The sequence below is a fragment of the Corynebacterium sp. UD i78 genome (assembly GCF_056280545.1).
On record NZ_JBWCED010000001.1, the window covers coordinates 225857 to 244573 of the forward strand.

General features: G+C 64.8%; 19 protein-coding genes, 1 tRNA gene and 2 pseudogenes. 17 read left to right on the plus strand and 5 right to left on the minus strand.

Features of this window, described 5'->3' with window-relative positions:
- Positions 1-41: 41 nt before the first annotated feature.
- On the plus strand, positions 42-1511 hold the full coding sequence (locus ACZ9GM_RS01030; protein ID WP_476037046.1) for a carboxylesterase/lipase family protein: 1470 nt from the start codon (positions 42-44) through the stop codon (positions 1509-1511).
- A 69-nt stretch (positions 1512-1580) separates the two neighbouring features.
- Here the strand turns inward: ACZ9GM_RS01030 and ACZ9GM_RS01035 are convergent.
- Positions 1581-1653: transfer RNA gene (locus ACZ9GM_RS01035), tRNA-Ala, on the minus strand.
- A gap of 221 nt (positions 1654-1874) precedes the next feature.
- Here ACZ9GM_RS01035 and ACZ9GM_RS01040 point away from each other — a divergent pair.
- The 7 genes from ACZ9GM_RS01040 (at position 1875) to nrdE (ending at position 8134) form a co-directional block, all read left to right on the plus strand.
- The gene (locus ACZ9GM_RS01040; protein ID WP_476037047.1) at positions 1875-2294 is read left to right on the plus strand and encodes a hypothetical protein; all 420 of its coding nucleotides are present in this window, start codon (positions 1875-1877) and stop codon (positions 2292-2294) included.
- A gap of 89 nt (positions 2295-2383) precedes the next feature.
- The gene (locus ACZ9GM_RS01045; protein ID WP_291473550.1) at positions 2384-3028 is read left to right on the plus strand and encodes a vitamin K epoxide reductase family protein; all 645 of its coding nucleotides are present in this window, start codon (positions 2384-2386) and stop codon (positions 3026-3028) included.
- A 149-nt stretch (positions 3029-3177) separates the two neighbouring features.
- Positions 3178-3300 carry a type B 50S ribosomal protein L36 gene (gene ykgO / locus ACZ9GM_RS01050; protein ID WP_005288826.1) on the plus strand — a complete coding sequence of 41 codons (123 nt, stop codon included), beginning with the start codon at positions 3178-3180 and terminating at the stop codon, positions 3298-3300.
- A 419-nt stretch (positions 3301-3719) separates the two neighbouring features.
- Positions 3720-3950: a glutaredoxin-like protein NrdH gene (nrdH, locus tag ACZ9GM_RS01055; protein ID WP_014009257.1), complete on the plus strand. Its 231-nt coding sequence runs from the start codon at positions 3720-3722 to the stop codon at positions 3948-3950.
- Between the two features lie 136 nt (positions 3951-4086).
- The gene (locus ACZ9GM_RS01060; protein WP_476037048.1) at positions 4087-5445 is read left to right on the plus strand and encodes an MFS transporter; all 1359 of its coding nucleotides are present in this window, start codon (positions 4087-4089) and stop codon (positions 5443-5445) included.
- A gap of 1 nt (position 5446) precedes the next feature.
- Positions 5447-5893, plus strand: a complete 447-nt coding sequence (nrdI, locus tag ACZ9GM_RS01065; RefSeq protein ID WP_291473548.1) for a class Ib ribonucleoside-diphosphate reductase assembly flavoprotein NrdI — start codon at positions 5447-5449, stop codon at positions 5891-5893.
- Positions 5894-5974: 81 nt separating this feature from the next.
- The gene (gene nrdE, locus ACZ9GM_RS01070) at positions 5975-8134 is read left to right on the plus strand and encodes a class 1b ribonucleoside-diphosphate reductase subunit alpha (RefSeq protein ID WP_476038297.1); all 2160 of its coding nucleotides are present in this window, start codon (positions 5975-5977) and stop codon (positions 8132-8134) included.
- A 225-nt stretch (positions 8135-8359) separates the two neighbouring features.
- Here the strand turns inward: nrdE and ACZ9GM_RS01075 are convergent, their stop codons facing one another.
- Positions 8360-8854, minus strand: coding sequence for a ferritin (locus ACZ9GM_RS01075; RefSeq protein ID WP_014009261.1), 495 nt, complete (start codon positions 8852-8854; stop codon positions 8360-8362).
- Positions 8855-9289: 435 nt separating this feature from the next.
- Between ACZ9GM_RS01075 and nrdF the strand changes: the two genes are divergently transcribed.
- From nrdF to def, 5 genes and pseudogenes are all read left to right on the plus strand, one after another.
- Positions 9290-10288, plus strand: coding sequence for a class 1b ribonucleoside-diphosphate reductase subunit beta (gene nrdF, locus ACZ9GM_RS01080; RefSeq protein WP_291474547.1), 999 nt, complete (start codon positions 9290-9292; stop codon positions 10286-10288).
- Between the two features lie 366 nt (positions 10289-10654).
- The gene (locus tag ACZ9GM_RS01085; RefSeq protein ID WP_476037049.1) at positions 10655-10981 is read left to right on the plus strand and encodes a hypothetical protein; all 327 of its coding nucleotides are present in this window, start codon (positions 10655-10657) and stop codon (positions 10979-10981) included.
- A gap of 90 nt (positions 10982-11071) precedes the next feature.
- A pseudogene (locus tag ACZ9GM_RS01090) lies at positions 11072-12310 on the plus strand (IS256 family transposase).
- Between the two features lie 261 nt (positions 12311-12571).
- Positions 12572-13117, plus strand: coding sequence for a helix-turn-helix domain-containing protein (locus ACZ9GM_RS01095; RefSeq protein WP_476038298.1), 546 nt, complete (start codon positions 12572-12574; stop codon positions 13115-13117).
- 60 nt (positions 13118-13177) lie between these two features.
- Positions 13178-13738: a peptide deformylase gene (gene def, locus ACZ9GM_RS01100; protein WP_476037050.1), complete on the plus strand. Its 561-nt coding sequence runs from the start codon at positions 13178-13180 to the stop codon at positions 13736-13738.
- Between the two features lie 83 nt (positions 13739-13821).
- On the opposite strand, the gene ACZ9GM_RS01105 is transcribed toward def, so the two are convergent.
- Positions 13822-15024 (minus strand): MFS transporter, encoded by a 1203-nt coding sequence (locus ACZ9GM_RS01105; protein ID WP_476037051.1) that lies wholly within the window; start codon positions 15022-15024, stop codon positions 13822-13824.
- A 24-nt stretch (positions 15025-15048) separates the two neighbouring features.
- Positions 15049-15741: a helix-turn-helix domain-containing protein gene (locus tag ACZ9GM_RS01110; protein WP_476038299.1), complete on the minus strand. Its 693-nt coding sequence runs from the start codon at positions 15739-15741 to the stop codon at positions 15049-15051.
- On the opposite strand from ACZ9GM_RS01110, the gene ACZ9GM_RS01115 reads away from it, so the two are divergent.
- The 4 genes and pseudogenes from ACZ9GM_RS01115 to ACZ9GM_RS01130 all read left to right on the plus strand — a co-directional run bounded on the left by ACZ9GM_RS01115 (position 15704) and on the right by ACZ9GM_RS01130 (position 18245).
- A complete protein-coding gene (locus tag ACZ9GM_RS01115) occupies positions 15704-16069 on the plus strand; it encodes a hypothetical protein (RefSeq protein WP_476038375.1) in 366 nt (121 codons plus the stop codon). The genes ACZ9GM_RS01110 and ACZ9GM_RS01115 overlap by 38 nt on opposite strands.
- Positions 16070-16125: 56 nt before the next feature.
- Positions 16126-16620, plus strand: a pseudogene (locus ACZ9GM_RS01120) (ATP-binding cassette domain-containing protein); the annotation flags it as partial.
- Between the two features lie 565 nt (positions 16621-17185).
- Positions 17186-17605, plus strand: a complete 420-nt coding sequence (locus tag ACZ9GM_RS01125) for a hypothetical protein (protein ID WP_476038376.1) — start codon at positions 17186-17188, stop codon at positions 17603-17605.
- Between the two features lie 52 nt (positions 17606-17657).
- Positions 17658-18245 carry a sensor domain-containing protein gene (locus tag ACZ9GM_RS01130; protein WP_476037052.1) on the plus strand — a complete coding sequence of 196 codons (588 nt, stop codon included), beginning with the start codon at positions 17658-17660 and terminating at the stop codon, positions 18243-18245.
- Here ACZ9GM_RS01130 and ACZ9GM_RS01135 read toward each other — a convergent pair.
- Entirely contained in the window at positions 18235-18696 is a 462-nt protein-coding gene (locus ACZ9GM_RS01135; protein WP_476037053.1) for a P-loop nucleotide/nucleoside kinase family protein, read from the minus strand. The two genes, ACZ9GM_RS01130 and ACZ9GM_RS01135, sit on opposite strands and share 11 nt — an antisense overlap.
- Positions 18697-18717 lie beyond the last annotated feature (21 nt).

The window sequence follows — 18717 nt, forward strand, 5'->3', positions numbered from 1 at the left end:
CGGGAATCTGACCGTCCCGACCGCCGAAGGGCCGGTCACCGGTGTGTGTCAGGGGGGCGACCGCCGCCTGGAACGGCGTCCCCTATGCGACGCCGCCCGTCGGCGAGCTGCGGTTCCGGCGCCCGCAGCCGGCCGCATGCCGGGATGAGCCGCTGGAGACCACCACCTGGGGTCCGTCTCCGATGCAGCCGGCGCAGCCTGAGACGAATGGTGGGGTGGGCGACAACGGCGTCACCGACGAGGACTGTCTGACCCTCAATATCGTCCGACCGGCCGGGGGCGCGACTGACCTGCCGGTGATGGTGTGGATCTACGGCGGCGCGTTCACTGTCGGTGCGTCCCGCAACTATGACGGACGCCACCTCGCCGCCCGTGGTGACGTCATCGTCGTCACCGTGAACTACCGGGTCGGGTCGTGGGGCTTCCTCGACCTGTCGTCGTTGACCACCCCGGAACATGTATTCGAGTCCAATATCGGTCTTCATGACCAGATAGCCGGACTGCGGTGGGTCCGCGACAATATCGCGGCCTTCGGCGGCGACGCGGACAATGTCACCCTTTTCGGTGAGTCCGCCGGCGGTTCCTCGGTCCTGTCACTGATGTGTATGCCGGAGGCCCGGGGGCTGTTCCACCGCGTCATCGCCGAATCCCCGGCCGTGGCCGGTACCCCGGCGAAGGTCCATGCGCAGGACGCCCGCCGCCTCGCCGGCATCGTCGCCGGGGAGGACGCCACGCCCGCCGAGGCGGCCGCCGCGCTGGTCGACTGTTCCGCCGACGAGCTGCTCGCGGCGTCCCTGCGGCTGACGGCGGAGACCGCGAAGACGGACCCTGGCCGGCTGATCTACGGCCCGACGGTGGACGATGAGTCCCTGCCTGTGGCGCTGCTGCCCGGTTTCCTGTCCGGACGTCAGGCGAGGGTGCCCCTGGTCATCGGGACGAATGCCTCGGAGGGGGCGCTCTTCCTCGTCGGCGCGCAACAGAGTGGTGCGGAGCTCCTTCCTGTCCTGCCGGACACGGTGCGTCGGACGATGGGGGTCTCCGCCGCAGCAGACGGCGTAGTCGCGGCCTATCCCGGATTCGACGACCCCCAGGTCTCCGCGCAGGTCGGCGGCGACATGGTCTTCTGGTACCCGTCCACCGTGTTCGCCGATGCCCATGCCGCGGTCGCGCCGACCCGGATGTACCGCTTCGACCATGTCTCCGCCGATCCACGCTTCGGCGGTCCGGGTGCCGCCCACGGCGCGGAGATCCCCTTCGTCTTCGGTCGGGTGGCGGCGGTGCTGCAGGCAGAGGGAGCGTCCGCGGACGACCGGGACGTGGTCTTCGCCGGTCGGATCATGGACCGCTGGCTGGCCTTCGCCCGGGACGGGGAGCCGGGGGAAGGGTGGCTGCACTACTCGGCGGCGCAGCGCGAGGTCCTGGTGCTCGACGGCCGTTCAGACGGTGGTACCCGGGTGGAGGCTGATCCCCAGTCGGAGCGTCGGGAAGCGTGGGCTGCGCTGTTCAGCTGAGGTGCTGGTGTCTGCGCACGACGGAACCCCGGTCGGAATTTCTTCCGACCGGGGGTTCTGCGTGTTCTGTGGAGCTAAGGGGACTCGAACCCCTGACCCCCACACTGCCAGTGTGGTGCGCTACCAGCTGCGCCATAGCCCCGCACGCATGTCAGTCTGTAATGACATCGTTGCGAACGGATTGAAATCTACAGGACCCCGGCAGGAATCGGCAAACCTGCAGGTGGTCTGGCCTGCACTGTGGTGGATCACATGCAGTGTGCCCGGAAGTGGCGTCTTCAAAAGTAGTTGACGTGTCGCCTATCTCGGTCGGTGGTGGTAGAACGGCATGCGTTCACTTCTCTTCACATAAAGGACTTTCCCATGAGCAAGAATCGTTCCATCCGCCGCTCGGCGCGCACCCTCTCCCTTGCGGGCTACGGCTTCATCGCCGCCGGTGTCGCCGGCTACGCCGCCGTGCGCCAGCAGCTCCTCGCCGAGAACATCACCGTGCACCCTGACGTGAAGTCACTCGCCGGTAAGAAGGTCGGTGACCCGGTGACCGCCTACGCCCAGGCAGACATCGTCAACAGGCACGCCCTGGCCATGAGCGGCGGCAAGCCCTTCGCCGAGCTGCCGATGGACGCCCCGGAGCGCGAGACCGCCCTGATGGCCGCCAACGTCCGCTCCTCCCTACTGACCTCCGTCCTCTCCTTCGGGGTCTCCGGTCTCGCTGCCGGTACCGGCGTCCTCGCTGTGACCGCAGGGCGCGGACTCCGTGCGCTGGCCAAGGATGCGCAGTAGGTGAAAGCAGTCTCAACCGGGGGTGACGCGGCGGTTGTAACCCCGCTCCGTTGCCTCCCGGGCGGGAGATTCTGCAAGGATCGGACAGTATGAGTCACGAGACGACAGACGGACCGGCGGCACAGGCGCCGGTGACGGAGGGTGCGGACACCGGATTCTGGGGCGCTTCCCGCCTCTACGGACTGGTGGTGACGCTCTTCGGGGCGATCGGCCTGTACATGTCAGGTCTGATCATGTACGACAAGATCGAGATCATGAAGAACCCGGACTTCGTTCCGGCCTGCACGATCAACGACGTCATCTCCTGTACCGACGTGATGCAGTCGGACCAGGCGTCCGCCTTCGGGATCCCGAACCCTTTCATCGGGCTCTTCGGGTTCGGTGTCGTGCTGACCATCGGTGTCGCGCTGCTGGCGGGGGCGAAGTTCCGGGCGTGGTTCTGGTACGGCTTCCTCGCCGGTCTCGTCTTCGCCGTCGGCTTCGTCCACTGGCTCGCCTATGAGGCGGTCTACGAGATTGACGCGCTGTGTCCCTACTGCATGGTGGTGTGGGCCGTGGTACTGCCGCTGTTCCTCATCACGCTGGTGCACATCGTCTGGGAGAGGCAGCGGGACGCCGCGGGGATCCACGGTGCCGACCGGTACTCCTTCTCCGGCGGCTGGATCATGCCGACGGTGGTGCAGGTCGTCTGGTACGCCGCGTTCGTCGTGCTGATCCTGGTCCAGTTCGCCTGAGCGGGGCCGGTCGAGTTTGGTTACTCGGCCGCATCGGGCTAAAGTGTTCCGATGTGCCATGACCCGGTTTCTTTCCGGGTCTGTCTGTTTTACATCAAGCCGCGGTCGTCATCAGGCGTCGGGGCCCATGACGAGGAAAGGAGCGCCCGATGAAGGTCCGCAAGTCCCTTCGGTCGCTGAAGAACAAGCCGGGCGCCCAGGTCGTTCGCCGCCACGGCAAGGTCTACGTGATCAACAAGAAGGACCCGCGCTTCAAGGCCCGCCAGGGCTGATCGCCGGTTCTTCGAGCCGAACAGCACCCCCTGTCAGTCACCTCACGGTGACGGGCAGGGGGTGTTGTCATCTGTGTGGGGTGGTGCCCGGCGCTCAACTCACGGTGATGGAATTACATGAGTGTTCTTGAGCCCCAACATGTAGTGCCGACCCCCTCTGGCCACCTGCGCCTTTGCCGATCAGTACCACTATATATGGTATTTAAGGCGTGTAATTACCCCAACATCTCGTGGCCAGGGAGGTTGTGCCCTGTCTCTGAGCTGTGTAGGGTCGACGTCATCGCAAGGCCGGGCGGGGACCTGTTCAGGGAACTTCCCGGACGGTCTCCGACCATCACATCGGCTGCCCTCTCCGAACGGCACCGTGCAGTCAGCAGAAGTCTCAACCTCGCAGTCTCAACCTTCTAGGAGTTGTCACGATGATCACCGTCTACACGAAGCCCTCCTGCGTCCAGTGCACCGCCACCAAGCGCGCCCTCGACAAGGCCGGTCTGGACTACGAGCTCATCGACATCAGCATCGATGACGAGGCCCGTGACTACGTGATGGCTCTCGGGCACCTCCAGGCCCCGGTGGTCGTCACCGCCGGCGAGCACTGGTCAGGCTTCCGCCCGGAGCGGATCAAGGAGATGGCCGCCCAGGCCGCCTGACCCTCCGGTCACACCCGAGACACAGGGAGCATGCGCCGGTCGGCGTCTGCTCCTTTCGTCATGGTGCGGCTTTCCGCAACTGTCGGACACCGACGACATCCGATCCACCCCGTGACTTCAGTGAGAGGCCCTATCCTTGCCGGCATCCGGACTGCTCCGCTCCCTGCTCGCTGACACGACCCCGCTCGAGCATCCTCACTTCCGCCGCCTGTGGACGGCCAACATCATCACCGTCATCGGTGCGCAGCTCAACATCATCGTCGTCCCGCTGCAGATCTACGACATCACCGACAGTTCCGCCTACGTCGGTCTGGCCGGGGCCTTCGGCCTGGTCCCGTTGGTCATCTTCGGCCTCTACGGTGGTGCTCTCTCCGACCGCATGGACCGCACGAAGCTGCTGCGCATCACCACCGTCGGCATGATCGTCACCGCCGTGGCCTTCTGGGCACAGGCGGCGTCCGGCCTGGACAATGTGTGGCTGCTGCTCTGCGTTTTCGCCGTCCAGCAGGCTTTCTTCGCGGTCAACCAGCCGACCCGCACCGCGGTCATCGCCCGCATCGTCCCGCTGGGCAAGATCGGCGCGGCGACCTCGCTGAACATGACAGTGACCCAGGCAGGCGCGATCCTCGGCCCGATCCTCGGCGGACTGCTCGTCCCGGTCACCGGGTTCGCCTGGCTGTACCTCATCGACGCCGTCTGTCTCCTCTCCACCCTCTGGGCGGTGCTGAAGCTGCCGGCGATGCCGCCGACGGACGCGGCGTCCTCCGGTAAGGATTCCGGGAAGGACGCCGCGGGCGACCGTGGCGGTTTCCGGTCCGTCCTCGACGGCTTCGTCTATCTCTGGGCCATGCCGCTGCTGCTCATGAGCTTCCTCGTGGACATCATCGCCATGACCTTCGGTATGCCACGCGCCCTCATCCCCGAGATCTCCACCGTCGACTTCGGTGAGTCCGGCGACGGTGGACTCTTCTATGCCCTGCTCATGGCCGCTATGCCGGCCGGCGCGGTCCTCGGCGGCGTGTTCTCCGGAGCGGTGACCCGGGCCCGGCGTCAGGGCCTCGGCATCGTCGTCTCGGTGATCTGCTGGGGTGCGGCGATCATCGTCATGGGCCTGGCGGTGACCTTCGCTGACGGGCAGGCCGGACTGTGGGCCTGGGTGGCTGTGATCTCCTTCCTTGTGGGTGGCACCGCGGACATGTTCTCCTCGGTACAGCGCAACGCCATGCTCCAGGAGGCCGCTGACGACCGGATGCGTGGGCGCCTCCAGGGGGTCTTCCTCATCGTGGTGGCGGGCGGGCCGCGGTTGGCGGACATGCTCCATGGCTGGATCGGCTCGTGGACCGGCGCCGGACCGGCGACGGCGGTCGGTGGCGTCCTCGTCATCGTCGGCGTCCTCATCGCCGTGGCCTTCGTACCGGCGTTCCTGCGTTATGTCCCGGCCCGCTTCGGTGTCGTGGACTCCAGCGCCGACCTCTCCGACACAGAAAGGAACTGACATGCTCATCGTCTACTTCTCGTCGACCACACGGAACACGGAGCGCTTCGTGGCGAAGCTCGGCCTGCCGGCTGAACGCATCCCGCTGCGTCGTGGCGATGAACCGCTGCGCGTCGACGAACCCTATGTGCTGATCTGCCCGACGTACGGGGGAGGGGCGTCGATCACCGGCGACCTCTCGCGTCCGGTGCCCAAACAGGTCATCCAGTTCCTCAATGACGAGTGCAACCGGAGTCTGATCCGTGGCGTCATCGCCGGCGGGAACCTGAACTTCGGCGCGGACTTCTGCAAGGCAGGGGACGTCATCGCGGCGAAGTGCCACGTCCCGTACCTCTACCGGTTCGAGTTGATGGGCAACGAGGAGGACGTCGTCCGGGTCCGCGAGGGCCTGGCGGAGTTCGAGGCGGCGTGCCGGGCGGACGCGACGTGGGAGCAGACCGTGACCTGAGCCAGACAGTTGACCAGTAATACATGCGGCAGCGGCCGATAACCGGTAGACATGAGCAGACAGAACTATGAACGGGGAATGATGACCACGGATCTCGGAAAGAGCGTCGCAGAGCCGGTGGCCCAGACGGAACAGCTGGACTACCACTCGCTCAACGCGATGTTGAACCTCTACGACAGCAACGGCAACATCCAGTTCGACAAGGACCGGGAAGCCGCCAACCAGTACTTCCTCCAGCACGTCAACCAGAACACGGTCTACTTCCATGACCTGGAGGAGAAGGTCGGGTACCTCGTCGAGAACAAGTACTACGACAAGGCAGTGCTCGACAAGTACGACGACGAGTTCGTCAAGGATCTGTTCAAGCAGGCCTACGCCAAGAAGTTCCGCTTCCAGACCTTCCTCGGGGCGTTCAAGTACTACACGTCCTACACGCTGAAGACCTTCGACGGGCGCCGCTACCTCGAGCGTTACGAGGACCGGGTGTGCATGGTCGCCCTCGGCCTGGCCGACGGGGATCCCGCCCTGGCGTCCCATCTCGTCGACGAGATCATCGACGGCCGGTTCCAGCCGGCCACCCCGACCTTCCTCAACATCGGCAAGGCCCAGCGCGGCGAGCCGGTGAGCTGCTTCCTGCTGCGTATCGAGGACAACATGGAGTCCATCGGGCGCTCCATCAACTCCGCCCTGCAGCTGTCCAAGCGTGGTGGCGGCGTGGCCCTGCTGTTGAGCAATATCCGTGAGGTCGGCGCGCCGATCAAGCACATCGAGAACCAGTCCTCGGGTGTCATCCCGGTGATGAAGCTGCTGGAGGACTCGTTCTCCTACGCCAACCAGCTCGGTGCCCGTCAGGGAGCCGGCGCGGTGTACCTGCACGCCCACCACCCGGACATCATGAAGTTCCTGGACACCAAGCGGGAGAACGCGGACGAGAAGATCCGCATCAAGACCCTGTCGCTGGGTGTGGTGATCCCGGACATCACCTTCGAGCTGGCCAAGCGCAACGACGACATGTACCTGTTCTCCCCGTACGACGTGGAGCGGATCTACGGCAAGCCGTTTGCCGATGTGTCGGTCACCGAGCATTACGAGGAGATGGTCGAGGACCCGCGGATCCGCAAGTCCAAGATCAACGCCCGGCAGTTCTTCCAGACCCTCGCCGAGATCCAGTTCGAGTCCGGTTACCCGTACATCATGTTCGAGGACACGGTGAACCGTGCCAACCCGATTGAGGGACGCATCACCCACTCGAACCTGTGCTCCGAGATCCTGCAGGTCTCCACCCCGAGCACGTTCAACGATGATCTGACCTACGCCGAGATCGGTGACGACATCTCCTGCAACCTCGGTTCGCTGAACATCGCCGCCGCGGTGGATTCCCCGGACTTCTCCCGGACCATCGAGACTGCGATCCGTGGTCTGACCGCGGTGAGTGACCAGACCTTCATCGACTCGGTGCCGTCGATCCGTGAGGGCAACAACACCTCTCATGCGATCGGCCTGGGGCAGATGAATCTGCACGGGTTCCTCGGTCGCGAGCACATCCACTACGGCTCACAGGAGGGCCTGGACTTCACCAACGCCTACTTCGCCGCAGTCATGTACGAGTGTCTCAAGGCGTCGAACGCGATCGCGAGGGAGCGTGGCCACAAGTTCGGGTCGTTCGAGACCTCGGAGTACGCGACCGGTGAGTTCTTCGACCGGTACGACCCGGCGTCCTTCGCGCCGACGACTGAGCGGGTGCGTGAGATCTTCGCCAACTCCTCGATCCATGTGCCGGATGCCGCGGACTGGGCCGCGTTGAAGGACGCGGTGATGGCTGACGGCCTGTACAACCGTAACCTGCAGGCCGTGCCGCCGACCGGCTCGATTTCCTACATCAACAACTCGACCTCGTCGATCCACCCGATCGCCAGCAAGATCGAGATCCGTAAGGAAGGCAAGATCGGGCGGGTCTACTACCCGGCGCCGCACATGGACAACGACAATCTCGAGTACTTCGAGGACGCCTACGAGATCGGCTACGAGAAGATCATCGACACCTATGCGGTGGCGACGAAGTACGTGGATCAGGGTCTGTCGTTGACGCTGTTCTTCCGGGATGACGCGACCACGCGTGACATCAACAAGGCGCAGATCTACGCCTGGCGTAAGGGCATCAAGACGCTGTACTACATCCGTCTGCGTCAGACCGCGCTGACCGGCACCGAGGTCGAGGGCTGCGTGTCCTGCATGCTGTAGTACCCGCCGGCGGACGCTCGGCAGTGTCCGCATCACGCATCCTGAGGTCGTTCTGACCTCAGTCGGAACGACCTGACACTGCGTGTCGCCGACATCATGAGCTCCCCGCTGACGCGCAGAAGGGCCCCGCACCGATCCTCGGATCAGTGCGGGGCTCTTCTGACTGGTGTGCTGTCGGCCCGGGTGGCCGGGAAGCCGTCGGCTACCCGGTGACCGTGGAGACTGCTACTCGGCGCGGCCACCCAGCTTGGCGTCGATGCGCAGCAGGCCGGAGCCGTCGTTGCCGACGGTCTTGATCCAGTCGATGATGTCGTTGACGGTGGACTCTTCCTCGATCTGCTCGGCGAGGAAGAAGTTGATGAGGGAGCGGGAATCGATGTCACCGGTCTCGTCCGCGACGCGGGCGAGGTTGCGGATCATCTCGGAGATCTTCTGCTCGTGGGCGAGGGCGGCCTCGAAGGCGTCCAACGGGGTGGCGATCTTCAGGGACGGCAGCTCGATGTCGGTGAGGTCCACGCGGGCCTCGCGGTCGAGGAGGTGCTCGGCGAACTTGGCGGCGTGGGTACGCTCCTCGTCGGCCTGGGCGCGGAACCAGTCGCGCATGCCGAGGAAGGAGAGGCGGTCCATCTCGTAGGACAGCTGGGAGTAGATGAGGGACGCGCCGTGCTCGGCGACGACCTGCTTGTTGACGGCTTCCTGGAACTTCTCGTTGATGCTCATGGCAGTAACGATACTGATCGGTTCATCCTTTCTCTAGGGCAGATAGCCTCACCTTTGCTTATATCTGCAGGTGAACAGGCATGTCTGTCCTCAGTATGCTTTGGCTGTGCTGCAGTGAGTGCGACGTAAAAGATGCTGTTCAGAAGCATGGTCGGGGGTGAAAGTGCCCCCGTCGGCCAGATCTTCCTCATTCTGCCCGAGTATGAAGTGCAGCCTCGCCTCATTCACACCACCCTATGTCGGGGGTGTCAAGGGCCCGGAAACTCCGGCACCTGCGGCTCGGTTGCGGCTCGGTTGCGGCTCCGCCCGGTCCCCGTCGCGTCCCCCGGATCCGCCGGATGGATGAGTCCCGGATGGGGTACGGTGGGAGGATATGTCAGGCTGCGGGGGAGTACCCGGCCGGGCAGACATTCCGCACTACCGCAGGAGAGCTGTATGACGACATCGCGCCAGATCACCACCCCGGTCCACCACCGTGCCGGGGACCGCGTGACCGCGATCAACTGGAACACCATTCCCGACGACAAGGACCTCGAGGTCTGGGACCGGCTGACCGGTAACTTCTGGCTCCCGGAGAAGGTGCCGCTGTCCAACGACATCAAGAGCTGGGGGACACTCTCCGAGGCCGAGCAGACCGCGACGATGCGTGTCTTCACCGGTCTGACGATGCTGGACACCATCCAGGGCACCGTCGGTGCCACGAGCCTCATCGATGACGCCGTCACCCCGCACGAGGAGGCGGTGTTCACCAACATCGCGTTCATGGAGTCGGTGCACGCGAAGTCCTACTCGTCGATCTTCATGACGCTGGCCTCCACCCCACAGATCAACGACGCCTTCCGCTGGTCCGAGGAGAACGAGAACCTCCAGACCAAGGCGGACATCGTCCTGAACTTCTACCAGGGTGATGACCCGCTGAAGAAGAAGGTCGCCTCGACCCTGCTCGAGTCCTTCCTCTTCTACTCCGGCTTCTACCTCCCGATGTACTGGTCCTCCCACGCCAAGCTGACCAATACCGCCGACGTGATCCGCCTGATCATCCGTGACGAGGCTGTCCACGGCTACTACATCGGCTACAAGTACCAGCGCGCGCTGGAGCAGGAGACCGAGGCTCGCCGGCAGGAGCTCAAGGACCACACGTTCGAGCTCGTCTTCGACCTCTACGACAACGAGTGCCAGTACACCGAGGATCTCTACGACGACCTCGGCTGGACCGAGGACGTGAAGCGCTTCCTGCGCTACAACGCCAACAAGGCCCTGAACAACCTCGGCTACGAGGGGCTGTTCCCGGCGGACGAGACCCGCGTCTCCCCGTCGATCATCTCCGCGCTGAATCCGGGTGGCGACGAGAACCACGACTTCTTCTCCGGGTCGGGTTCCAGCTATGTCATCGGTAAGGCCGAGAACACCGTCGACGACGACTGGGACTTCTAAGACCCTTGATCTAGCTCGGCCCTGAAAAGGGCTGGTGAGAGGCCCGGAACTGCGGTTTATCGCAGCTCCGGGCCTCTTTTCGTGCCTTCTCTCACCAGACAGAGGAGGACAGAGATGAACACCAGTAGCCGTCCGATGGGGCACGCCGGGGGCACGCGCGTACCTGCTCGGTGGAGGCGGGGCGACACGCCAAGCGGAATTCGGGATCGGCGTGCCCTTGATGTCGTGCCCCTTCGTGCCCTCCGCAGCTTTGAGACGGGCCGAGAACCCGCAGGATCTCGCGGATTCCTCCCTCCGTCGGGAGCGAGGGGCACGGAGGGGGCACGGCGGCCCGCTCCCGTCCACGAGCGTCCACCGGAGGGCATGATGAGCACGACGAAGAAGGAGAACAGCGCGGGCAAGCGCGAGGCGTGGGGCAGGCTGCGGAAGCTCCCCTCCGGCCGCTGGCAAGTCCGGTACCCCGGACCCGATGGGATCACCTATACGGCCCGCACCGACGATGACAAGCCGCTGACGTTCTTCACGAAGATAGACGCGCGCACGTGGCTGGCGTCGGTGCATACCAAGATCGCCCGCGGCGAGTGGGAGCCGCCCGAGGTGCGTGCCGCTCGTCTTCGCGCCGAGGCCGAAGCGGAGCAGGCGCGGTTGATCGGGTTCGCCGAGGTTACGTCCTCTAGCGTGGTGTATCTGTAACTGTTGGTGACCACCCCGTCAACGACGACGGTGACCACCGCAGGTACCTTTCGACTCAACTCCTACATCTCCTCGAAAGGGCACTCCACGATGGCCACCAGCCCCCATCATATCGACCCGTCCACCTACCTCGACGACCTGCTCACCCAAGCCTCCCCGGATCTCATGCGCCAGATGCTGCAGAGCCTCATCAACCAGATCCTGTCCACCCAGGCCGACCAGATCTGCGGCGCGGACTACGCCACCACCAGCCAGGCGCGCACCAACACCCGCAATGGCCACCGACACCGCGACCTCGACACCCGCGTCGGCACCGTCGACGTCGCCGTACCCAAACTCCGCTCCGGCTCGTTGTTCCCTAACTGGCTGCTGGAACGACGAAGCCGGGCCGAACGAGCCTTGAGCACCGTCATCGCGACCTGCTATCTCAAGGGTGTGTCCACCCGCAGGATGAATGACCTGGTCGCCAGCCTGGGGATCACCAACCTGTCGAAATCGCAGGTATCCGACATGGCCAAGGACCTCGACATCATGGTCGAGGACTTCCGCCACCGCCCACTCGACGGTGGACCCTACCTGTACGTGTCCTGCGACGCGCTGACGATGAAAGTCCGTGAAGGCGGACGGGTCGTGAAAACCTCCGTGCTGCTGGCCTGCGGGGTCAACGTGGAAGGCTACAGGGAATTACTGGGCATGCAGGTCGCCACCGCAGAGTCCGTGGCTTCCTGGACCGGGTTCTTCCGGGATCTCAAGGCCCGCGGGCTGGACCAGGTGTACCTGGTCACCAGCGACGCCCACCTGGGCATCCAGCACGCCATCGGCGAGGTACTGCCGAATGCGTCGTGGCAGCGCTGCCGGACGCACTTCGCCAAGAACCTCTCGTCGATGGTCCCCAAGACGCAGTGGCCGACACTGTCGGCGATGTTCCAGACGATCTTCCAGCAACCCGATGCCGCCGCGGTGTGGGCCCAGGCCCGGGAGGTCGTCAGTTTCTGCGAGCACAGGTTCCCGAACGTCGCCAACTACCTGGAGGAGGCCCTTGATGAGCTCTTGGCATTCACCAGCGTGCCGAAGGCGGTGTGGATGAAGGTGTGATCTAACAACCCCACCGAACGGCTCAACCATGAGATTCGCCGGCGTACCGACGTCGTGGGGATCTTCCCGAATCGTGACGCGGTGGTCCGGTTGGTCGGGGCGGTGCTCGCTGAGCAGCACGATGACTGGATTCAGCAGAAGCGCTACATGTCGTTGACGAGTCTGGAGCAGACCAGGACGATGATGAACGCCAACGTCATCGACGCCGATTCCACTGCGCATGAGGCAGTATGAGCCGAACCCGTTATCAGGCTCGTGACGGTCCCTGACCTGGAGTCAGACGCACTGTTTCAGCGGAAGGGAGATACACCACTTCCCAGGACTTGACCGGATCCGCGTCAGGCTTGGTCATGCATCTTCCTTGCTTCGATTGGGTCGACTCGCTAATATTGTCGACCATGCAACTAATCGCTAGTCTGCGAACTGTGGAACATGATGGCGAACCGCGAAACTCGTGACCCCGTAGCCGGCCAGTCTGGCTCATCAGTCCGTCGCATGGTGGCCCAACCGTCGACGCTCGAACTGATCCTGCACCCGCTGAGGTTGCGGATTCTGCAAGCGATGACAGGACGGAGCATGACCACCGCGGAGCTTGCCGGACTCTTCGATGATGTCGCTGCTGCAACGGTCTATCGGCACGTCAACACCCTCCTGGATGCCGGGGTGTTGACGATCGTGTCCGAACGACGGGTGCGTGGGGCGGTGGAGCGCACGCTCGCGCTCGTGGAAGATGCGGCACAGATGAACGCCGAGGACGCCGCGCAGATGTCCGAGGAGCAGCATCGGCAGGCGTTCGCCGTGTTCCTTGCTCATCAGGCGGCCGAATTCGACCGTTTCATCGCACGCGACGATGAAGCGGCGATGCCGTTGTTCGGTTACGGGCAGGCCATCCTGCACCTGACTGAAGACGATCTCGGCGACGTCCAGGAGCAGCTCAGGGCCATTCTCGAGCCCTATCTCCGCTCGCGCGGCGGACTTGACGAACATAGAGTCAGCCTGGCGACGCTCCTTATCCCGGAAAGTACAAGCCAGGACGACTGATGCACCACGATTGCCGCCATGAGAATGGCGACTACCCGAAATGAAGAGGAGCCACTCGATATGCCCCTGGAACAGCTCATGTCTCTGGGCTCGGCCCGTCCGATCGTCCGGTGGGGCGAAGACGATGTGCTACATCGGCCGGCCAGGCGGGTCACAGACTTCGGCCCCGATCTGTGGAATCTGCTCTGCGACATGTTCGCCACGAACACTGCCGCGGACGGCGCCGGCCTGGCTGCACCGCAGATCGGCGTGGACCTTGCCGTGTTCGTCTACGAATGCCACGACGCCTTTGGGCGCGAGCGCCGGGGCCTCGTCTGCAACCCCACGATCGCGCTCGCCGCAGAGCCGGAAGAAGAAATCCTTGGAGAGGGGTGCCTCTCGCTTCCTGGCGCATATCTGCCGGTCTCTCGCCCCGGTTTTGCCGTATGCCACGGCTATAACCAGTTCGGTGAGCCCATCAAGGTCGCCGGAACCGGAACCCTCGCACGGTGCCTGCAGCACGAGACCGACCACATCAACGGCATCGTGATGGAAGACCACCTCACCGCGGCAGAGCGCCGTGACATCCACCGCCAGCACAAGAAGGTCGCCAAGCAGTATCCCAGCAACTGGCCCGCGTAAGTCACCGACTCGCTCCCACCGCGCGACGCGGCCGGTCGAAATGGGTTCACGAAGGCAAATCGTTCTCTCTGCCCGGACAGTCCTTACATTCGAGAGTCCCGCAGACTTCGATTCGAGACCACGAGAAGCGATGCTGGGAGCGCGAGCGCACCGAATGCCCCGATGACGGCCCCCATGCCGAGAGACTCTCCGGCGAATCCGACCAGCGGTGCCACGACGAGCTGCGGAGCTTGCTGTACAAACAGCAACAGACTCTGAAACCGCGACAACATAGTGGCCGGTGCCAGGAGTAGGTATGTCGGGAACGCGTGAGCAGTGAACAGGACGACGCCCGCGCCGACGAGGACCGTGGACGACACCGCGACCTCCCACCTCGGTGCGATCGCGAGCAGACCGAGGCCCAAGGCGATGATGATCGGGCCGACGAACATGGGCTTCCAGGCGTTGGTCAGCGTTCCCTTCCAACCGAACCACGCCGTGCAGACGAGCCCGCCTGCGATCCACCCGGCTTCGATCAGACCCGCCTCGCTCGCTGACCATCCTCGCTCCCGCGCGGCGAGAGGGATGCCGAGGGCGACGACGGGGATGACCGCACCCGCAATGATCGTCACTGACGCGAGAAGCGCCGCAACGTCCTTTCTCGATCGCACGGCGCTCATCGCATCGAGAATGCCGCGGACGCCGAGTCGAACATCTGACGGCTGAACCCGACGGGGGACGCGGATCAACAGAAGGACGCACAGCATCACCGCTGTACCCGCAGCCCCGATCCAGGCCACTCCGGCAAGCGTCAACATGCCGATCAGGAATCCGCCGAGCGGCGGGCCTATGGTGCGCGCCAGCTGACCTGCCATTCCCACGCGTGCCATCGCCGTGCCAAGCTCGCGGTCAGGGACGAACAGCCGCGCGAACACGGCAGAGGCTGGGCGGAAGAAGGCGGACGCGGTTCCCATCGATGCCGCGATGACGAACAGCAACGCAGGAGACGTTCCGGCGCCCCACGCCACGGCCGCCAGAATCACGGAAAAGGCGACCAGACCCAAGGTGCTGACGATCATCGTTCTGCGCGGTCCGACTCGATCGGCGAGCAATCCGCCCAGCAGCCCGAGCACCACGGCCGGAGCCACGGTCAGCGTCAGCACCGCGGATGCAGTGTCAGGGCCATAGGCCGACGCGGTCCACGTCATTGCGAACGCGAGAACCGCCAACCCGAGTTCTAGCCCGAAGGATGCGACGAGCCAGGCTTGCAGGCTTTTCGGATAGCAGTTCGTCATGTCGATGCCCATGGAATGCTCGGTACTCGTGACTCGTCAGCGTGTTGCAGCATCGGGCGCTTCCATGCGGCTCGCCGGCCCATCGTCCGGTATCAGCACCATTCCCAGAGTCGTTCGTGCCTCTCGCCCGGTTCGCGGTCGAAGGTGAGGTCTCAGAAGCTCACGGAGGCATTCCCGAATGTGCCGAAGGTCCTCATCGGTGACGTACAGCAAGGTCTGGCTGTAACCGAAGTCCGGTGTAACGGACCCCTTCGTGGATTCGATAAGGCGGTCGAACTCGGAGGCCAAACGCGCAAGGAACACCACGAACGCCCGCTGGCTCTCGTGAGTGGGCGAAGGATGGATCGTGTTGATGTCACGAGGACACGCGCCGTCCTCCGAGAGAGCGAGTTCGCGTTGGGGGGAACCGTGGCGCGAGCGCTTTGGTATGACCGTGAGCACGCCGCTGGTGATGAGCGTATTCACATGTCGGTGCACCGTCGTGGCGGCGACTCCTTCGACGAGAGCCGCCAGCTCTGAGACTGAGACTGAGACTTTTCGAGAGGCCACTGCATGCAAGATGCGCAGCCGTACCGGATGGAACAGCGCTTCGAATGAGTTCAACTCGCCACTCATCCAACTCCCATCAGTCGCAAGCTTGCGAATAGTTGCAGTGTAGAGAACACTAGAGGGCGAGAACGAGGGAGGCAACATGGCCACGATCGACGTCCAGGCGCAGCACGTCACCATCCGAATGAGCGGATGGGAGGCGATGGCAACACGCCGTCCTGCGCTGACCGTCCAGAGGTCGGCGCTTTTCGCGGTCACGGCCTCCGACGAATGGGTGACCAGGGGTCTGGGGTTGCGACACGGAGGGGTGGTCGTGTCCGGGATACTCAAGGTTGGCATCTGGGTGGGCCTCGATGGGACCCGTCGTCTGCTTGCGATGCGCCGAGGCATGCCGACGCTGAGACTGTCGTGCGCTCCCGGCGGCGCTGAGGGGTTCTCCGAGGTGTTGGTGAGCGCGCCCGACGCGCACGAGGTGGCGGCTCTCCTGGCCGTAGGAGCCAGGGCGTGAACGGCGTTGCCGTCGAGGCGGATCGGCTCACGAAGCGCTTCGGCTCGGTGTCTGCCGTGGAGGGGATCTCGCTCACTGTGACCCATGGCCGGGTCACGGGCCTGTTGGGGCCGAACGGTGCCGGGAAAAGCACGACGCTTCGCATGTTGCTGGGACTCATCCGTCCGGACGAGGGCACGGCGGTCATCGGCGGCAGCCGGTACGTGGACTTGCCGGACCCGACCGCCCGGGTGGGCGCTGTCATCGACGGTGGCGGCCTGCAGCCCTCACTGACGGCCCGGCAGCACCTCCGAGTCCACGCGGCCCTCGGCGGGCATGACGACGAGCGCGTGGAGACCGTCTCGGCACTCCTGGGGACCGACGCGGTCGCTCGGCGGCGCGTCAGAACGTTCTCCCTCGGTATGCGGCAGCGCCTGTCGGTGGCCACCGCGCTGCTCGGGGACCCAAGCATCCTGATTCTCGATGAACCGGCCAACGGGCTCGACCCCGCGGGTATCGCGTGGCTGCGCGGGTTCTTGCGGGATTTCGCGGATCGGGGCGGGGCCGTGCTGCTGGCCAGTCACGTCTTGTCCGAGGTCGAGCAAATCGTCGACGACGTCATCCTGATCGACCGGGCACGAACCATCAGCCGCGGCTCACTCGGCGATCTGACTGACGGCAGGCAGCTCTCTCGAAGACGTCTTCCTGACGCTGACATCGACTGGGAGCCGAACCGGAGGCGAAGGAGAGGTGCACCGATGAAACGCGTAATCACCGGCGAGCTGCGCCGACTGTTCGGAACCAGGATCCCCGCATGGGCGGCCGTGACTGCGCTGGCGGCCGGCGCCTTCTTCTCCGCGGTGATCTCGATCGTGGGGCCGGGGAACGCTACTCCTCCCATGCCCGGCCTGGACACGCCAGAAGGGGTGCAGATCGTGCTCGGGAGCACCGGGCTGACGCTGTTCCTACCCGCTCTGCTGGGCGTCTTCGCCATCGCTGGCGAGTATCAGCACCGGACCATCGTCACCACCTTCATCACCGCCCCCCCGACGCGGAACAGTTCTCGTCGCGAAACTGCTCGTCTACGCATTCGCCGGTCTCGGCTACGGCATCCTCCTGGCGGCGTCGACGGGAGCCGTGCTGCTGCTCCATGCCGGCATCAGCGGGACGCCGCTCGGACTCGCACCGGCCGATCTCGCCCGCGATCTCGCCGGCGTTGCCCTCGCCGCCGTCGCTTACACGGCCATCGGCGTCGCGGTTGGAGCCATCACCCGCAACCTCCTGCTCGCTGCCGGGATCGTGCTGGGCTGGTTCTACCTCATCGAGCCGATGATCATGCTCATCCCCGGAATCAACACCGCCTACCCGCTGCTGCCCGGCGGGGCGACAGCGAGCCTGGTCGGTTTCACCTTCCTCACCGACGCGATGAGCGCCCAGCTGCACTTGTCTGGACCGAGCATCCTCAGCCCGTGGGTCGGCGCGCTCGTGCTCTTCGTGTATGCGGCCGTCGCCGCAGCTATCGCCTTCGTCCTCCCGCTACGGCGAGACATCGCCTAAGCACGGCCGAAAGCCCGGCACCTCTCATCTCGAACGAACGGAGAATCATCGAATGAACAGACAGATCGCGGGCCTCGGCCGCCGAAGCGCCTACGCCCTGCTGAACCTGTTCACCGGGCTGGTCAGCCTCGTGTTCCTGCCGGTGCTGCTGCTCTGCGCGCTGCTGTGCCTGCTCGGCATCGGCCTCCTGCTCCTCCCTGCCGCGCTACGCGCACTGCACGCCTGGGCCACATGGCATCAGAGAGCTGCTGCACGGCTGCGGGGGCGAGCGGCCCCCGAGCAGCACTCCCCCCACGAAGGCGGTGGCTGGGGCGTCCTTCGCCGTCAGGTCCAAGACCCCGGAACCCGGCGAGAACTGGGCTGGCTTGTCATGCAGGCAGTCTCCGGCAACCTCCTCGGCCTGCTGGCACTCGGCGGTGTCGGCATCGTCCTCGTCACCATCCTCGCCGGCGCACTGTGGTGGACCCCCATGCTCGCCGACCATGTTCAGTTCCTGGGCGAACCGGTGACCAACTGGAGCGCCGCGGCGGGAGTCGGCGGCATTCAGCTCGTGCTCGGCATCATCCTCTGGCTGCTCGCGACCGTCCTCGCTACCGCCCACGGACGGCTTACGCTGAGCGCGCTGCCGGTCACGAGATGACGGTCAGCGGGCCCTCGTCCGGGGTCGGCGGTTCGAAGTTGTCGAAGTAGGCGGCCGCGAGATCGGGGTCGAGCTGATATGCGTCTGCCTCGTCACTCCGGCGGGCGCCCACCCTCTCCAGCGCGACCTCGCGCGCCGTGGCGAGGTAGATCGTCTCCGGCTCCACGCCGAGCGGCCTGACAAGGCTGCGCCACGTCTCGCGTTCCCTCCGCGACCAGAACGAGAAGTCCAGGACGACATCCGTACCCGCGGTAACGAGCGCGGTCAAGCGGGCGCGGAGCTCGGCCTCGATCTCCCGATGGAGATCTGTCGGCAATGGCATCGACCGGATGCCGCGACGCCATGCCTCCTGGTCGAAGGACAGCCGCGTCATGCCGCTCTCTTCGAGTTGCCGGGCGACGGTCGACTTTCCCGAACCGGCCGGGCCGCACATAAGGATGACCCTGCTCATACAGACGATCATACTTTCCGG